Origin of the sequence: Nostoc cf. edaphicum LEGE 07299 (genome assembly GCF_015207245.1) — a bacterium.
GTDB lineage: Bacteria > Cyanobacteriota > Cyanobacteriia > Cyanobacteriales > Nostocaceae > Nostoc > Nostoc edaphicum_B.
Genome location: NZ_JADEXF010000755.1, coordinates 1 through 3,233, shown reverse-complemented (window position 1 = coordinate 3,233; position 3,233 = coordinate 1). Strand labels below are relative to the sequence as shown.

6 protein-coding genes are annotated in these 3,233 nt (G+C 40.5%); all 6 read left to right on the top strand.

What is annotated here, in order from left to right; genetic code table 11:
- Positions 1–1,672, top strand: a 1,672-nt coding sequence (locus IQ229_RS20170) for a HEAT repeat domain-containing protein (protein ID WP_194046789.1), incomplete at its 5' end; no start/stop codon positions are given.
- A gap of 32 nt (positions 1,673–1,704) precedes the next feature.
- Positions 1,705–1,926 (top strand): DUF6888 family protein, encoded by a 222-nt coding sequence (locus IQ229_RS24960; protein ID WP_409339952.1) that lies wholly within the window; start codon positions 1,705–1,707, stop codon positions 1,924–1,926.
- Positions 1,910–2,158, top strand: a complete 249-nt coding sequence (locus tag IQ229_RS20165) for a DUF6887 family protein (protein ID WP_194046787.1) — start codon at positions 1,910–1,912, stop codon at positions 2,156–2,158. The genes IQ229_RS24960 and IQ229_RS20165 overlap by 17 nt, the downstream gene beginning before the upstream one ends.
- A gap of 21 nt (positions 2,159–2,179) precedes the next feature.
- Complete coding sequence (locus IQ229_RS20160) at positions 2,180–2,410, top strand: hypothetical protein (RefSeq protein WP_194046785.1); 231 nt, start codon at positions 2,180–2,182, stop codon at positions 2,408–2,410.
- Between the two features lie 129 nt (positions 2,411–2,539).
- On the top strand, positions 2,540–2,794 hold the full coding sequence (locus IQ229_RS20155) for a hypothetical protein (protein WP_194046783.1): 255 nt from the start codon (positions 2,540–2,542) through the stop codon (positions 2,792–2,794).
- Positions 2,795–2,803: 9 nt separating this feature from the next.
- Positions 2,804–3,233, top strand: a 430-nt coding sequence (locus IQ229_RS20150; RefSeq protein ID WP_194046781.1) for an HNH endonuclease, incomplete at its 3' end; no start/stop codon positions are given.

Genomic DNA, 3,233 nt, shown 5'->3' with positions numbered 1-3,233 from the left:
CTATCCTGATGTGCAGGTAATTGTCACTTCTCGCATTATTGGCTATAAACCGCAACGATTGCTTAATGCTGAGTTTCGCCACTTTATCTTACAAGATTTAGACTCAGAACAAATTCAGGATTTTATCTACCGTTGGCATGAGTTAACTTTTACCGATGCAGTAGATAAGGTGAGAAAACGGGAACGGCTACAAAGAGGAATTGCAGCTTCCAAATCTATTGCAGAATTGGGGGGAAATCCTCTGCTGTTGACGATGATGGCAATTCTTAATCGGAATCAAGAGCTACCAAGAGATAGAGCTACACTTTACGAGCAAGCATCGCGGGTGTTGCTACATCAATGGGATGTGGAACGCGCTTTGATGGAAGATAAGAGGTTAGACCCGAAGACGATTGATTATAAAGATAAGCAAGCGATGCTGCGTCAGGTTGCTTATCTTATGCAAACTGGGGATAAAGGTTTGGCAGGGAATTTGATTAATGAAAATAATTTAGTCAAAGTTCTGACTGATTATCTCAAAACCATAGAGTTTGATAAACCCAGAGAAGTTGCGCGGGTGATGATTAATCAACTGCGGACTCGCAACTTTATGTTATGTTTTCTGGGTGCGGATTATTATGCTTTTGTACATCGGACATTTTTAGAATACTTCTGTGCTTGGGAGTTTGTCTGGCAGTTTAAAGAAACGCAAACGCTGACTATTGAGGAACTTAAAAATGAAGTTTTTGGCAAACACTGGCAAGATGAAAGTTGGCATGAAGTCTTGCTACTAATTGCGGGAATGATTGAGTCTAAATTTGTTGGTGATATTCTTGAGTACTTAATGAATCAATATGGTGACAGGGAAAAATTCATCAATCTATTTTTGGCAGCTAATTGCCTTGCAGAAGTAAGAAATCGCTCTGTGATTGTCTCAACAGCGAATGAACTACTTAACCGATTAAAAGACTTAACTAAATATAATCCCTTCTTTGATAGAGAAGAAACTAAGCTAGTTCAAGAAATTCGCACTCAAGCGGTTACAGCAGTCGCAACGGCTTGGCAAGAATCTCCCGACACCAAAGACTGGCTCAAATTGTGTGCTACAGAGGATGAACATACTGATGTGCGAAGTGCAGCAGTACAAGAATTAGCGAGGAAATTCAAAGATGATCCGTATACCCTTTCCTTCCTTCAAGAACGCGCCGCCCAAAATGAAGATTGGGAGATACGAGATGTAGCTGTGCAAGAGTTAGTGCTTGGATGGAAAGATGATCCAGATACTTTATCAATCTTTAAACAACACGCTATCAACGATGACCTTGGTGTATACCGATTAAAGGCAGTATCCGAGTTAGCAAGGTTGTGGAAAGATCACCCTGATACTTTACCTTGGATTAAAGAACGTGCTACTAAGGATAATGTTTTGTCTATTCGACATGTAGCTATACGAGAGTTGGCGCGAAAGTGGAAAAATAACAAAAGTGTGTTTGAGTTTTTGTGCAATATTGCTACTAACGATTCTTTTGAGCGTCAGTTGATACTTGAAGACAACCCTCGGCAAATAGCACTTGAGGCAATCATCGAGCAGTATCCCCAGACTTTACCACTGTTGCGCGATCGCGCCGAGAATGACCCAGATGAGCAAGTGCGGGAATTTGCTCAGAAGAAGTTAAAGCAGTTGGAAGGGTAAATGTAAGCTGAGTATATGCCAAAAAGCTTACTATTATCTATGTCACAATTGAGGAACAGACAATAAACCCAACCAATGAACAAGCACAAGCCTGTGTGCGAGTCTGCCAAATGTTATCAAACACTTACAAAGATATCCACCTGTTTCGGTTTCAAATCCAAACTAGAGATGTGTATATTTTGGCAGGCGAGAATATTGAAATTATCGTACCCCCTAGTGGACTCTGGAGGTTTTTGAATGAAACCGAACTTTGAAGCAATGACTAACAAAGAATTAAAAGTTTATATACTTGCACATCGAGATGATGATGAGGCTATTCGTGTCTTGTTTAGTCGCCGTAATCCTCCTGACTCAGAAGCAACATGGTACGGGCCAATGGTAGCTGAAGACGGTACGCCAATCGAAGAAAATATTCGCATTGCAGAAGAAGCGATTAGGCAACGTATTGAGCAAGCAAATCAAAGCAAGCAAGATTCCCAAAGTTAAGAATAAAAGAGTTGCAAAAGTATGAATAACACAGAAGTTCGTCAACAAATCAACCAATATCTAGATGGATTATCTTCAGAACGCCTAGAACTGGTTGCTGACTTTTTAGCATATCTGGCAGATAAAGAGAGTGAAGATGCTACCCAAGAGTTACTTGATATCCCTAGATTTATTGAATCCTTTGAAAGAGGTAAAAAAGATATTGCTGAAGGTCGGGTAAAAAGCTGGAGAACAATTCGGTCTGATGTATAACAAAGTTTTAGAAATGCTGATTGAATAATCTTTGGCAAACGGTGAACCTCTACCAGAGCCAAAAACACTAGTAAAGTCATTAAAAGTAACGTTGTAAATCAGTAAAATTAAATAAAAATAGGTAATCTCATGACTACATCTGTAAATACAACCAAAGTCTACGATGAAATTATAGAGTTTATTGCTGCTGGAACCACTCCCCAAAGTGTTATCGATTTCAAACTCTCGGATGCAGCCAAAGACCGTTTAGAGGATCTCGTTTACCGCGCAAAAACTGAAGGTCTTACAGGAAGTGACCAGCGAGAGTTAGATCATTTCCTGACGCTAGAGCATATTATGCTACTAGCAAAAGCAAAAGCTCGTCAGTACATCAGCGCGGAGTAAGTATTCAAAGTGTCTCGTCCATATATTAATGCAGAATTGCGGCGTTTAGTTAGCGATCGCGCCGAGCGTATTTGTGAGTACTGTCTCGTTTCTGAAGAAGATAGATCATCGGGTTGTCAAGTTGACCATATAATCGACATCAAACACGGCGGCGCTACAACAGCAGATAATCTCTGTTATGCCTGTATTTTTTGTAACCTGCAAAAAGGCACGGATCTGGGGTCAATTAATTGGCAAACTGGCGAACTTGTGCGATTTTTTAACCCACGCAGAGACTTTTGGGGTGAGCATTTTCGACTTGATGAGGCTGTAATTCAGCATCAAACAGACATCGGTGAAGTTACCGCACGTATCCTAGATTTTAACGGCGATGAAAGGATTGTAGAACGACAAGCTTTAATTGCATCTGGTCAGTATCCCTCAGCATCAGCGTTAAAAC

Bases quoted from the DNA above. Each gene is read 5' to 3' on its own strand.
- IQ229_RS20160 (WP_194046785.1), top strand. From the start codon at position 2,180: ATGAATAACACAGAAGTTCGTCAACAAATCAACCAATATCTAGATGGA.
- IQ229_RS20155 (WP_194046783.1), top strand. From the start codon at position 2,540: ATGACTACATCTGTAAATACAACCAAAGTCTACGATGAAATTATAGAG.
- IQ229_RS20165 (WP_194046787.1), top strand. From the start codon at position 1,910: ATGAAACCGAACTTTGAAGCAATGACTAACAAAGAATTAAAAGTTTAT.